A 1,030-nucleotide genomic window follows, 5' to 3' on the forward strand; every position below is an offset into this window, starting at 1 on the left:
GAAGCCCGGCCCGCCAAGGCTGCACCAATAGGTGTTCTCGTTGGAGCCGCGTTGCCAGGGGCTGGCCGGGTCGCAGAAGTAGACCGGGATGTCCGTGGCGAGGGTGAACTCGGCGTGGCGGGCCATCTCGCTGCCCTGGTCCCAGGTCAGGGAGCGCATCAGCTGGGCGGGCAGGGTTTGGGCGGTGGTGGTCAGGGCGGTGAGAACGGTCTCGGCGGTGTGGTCGCCGGGCAGGTGCAGCAGCATGACGTAGCGGGTGGCGCGTTCGACCAGGGTGCCGATGGCGGACCTGCCGTCCTTGCCGATGATCAGGTCGCCCTCCCAGTGGCCGGGCAGGGCCCGGTCCGCGGCCTCGGCGGGCCGTTCGCTGATCATCACCATCGGGGTGGTGAAACGCGGCTGGCGGCAGTTCGCCTGCCGCTGGGGCCTGCGGCGGGCCCGCCCGGAGCGCAGGGCGCCGGCGAGCTCGCGCCGCAGTTGACCCCGGCCCTGGACGTAAAGCGCCTGATAGACGGTCTCGTGGACCACGTGCATCTCCGGTCGCTGGGGGAACTGTGCCCGCAGAGCGTGGCAGATCTGCTCCGGGCTCCACTTCTCGTCCAGCATCGCCTGGACGGCGTCCCGCAGCTCGGGGTCCCGAAGGATCTTGCGAGGCTTGGGGCGGGGACGGCGGGCATCGGCGCGGGACTGGGCGGCGTGTGGACGGTAGTGCCACTGGCCGCGTGTGCCGTCGGTGCGGTTGCGGCGAATCTCCCGGCTGACCGTGGACGGGCTTCGGCCCAGCTCCGCGGCGATCGCCCGGACCGTCGCCTTCTCACGTAGCCGGTCGGCGATGTGGATCCGCTCGTCCTCGGACAGATACCGCGACGAGCCGGAAGCCGGCACCACCAGACTGATCGGTGGTACCGGCTTCCGGTTCCGTTCCCCGGAGCGGCCGTTGCGCCACTTCCGGCCGGTCCGCGCATCGATGCCGACGATCCGGCATGCCTCGGCGTTGCTGTATTCCTGCTGCACGAGCCGGGAGTATGCC

At 71.1% G+C, this 1,030-nt stretch carries 1 protein-coding gene; it reads right to left on the minus strand.

From position 1 onward, the window contains the following. Positions 1–1,030 (minus strand): IS30 family transposase (locus ACFC02_RS42800; RefSeq protein WP_376368481.1); only part of this gene is annotated, 1,030 nt, incomplete at both ends.

The sequence above is a fragment of the Streptomyces sp. NPDC056160 genome, from assembly GCF_042268205.1.
Classification (GTDB): domain Bacteria; phylum Actinomycetota; class Actinomycetes; order Streptomycetales; family Streptomycetaceae; genus Streptomyces.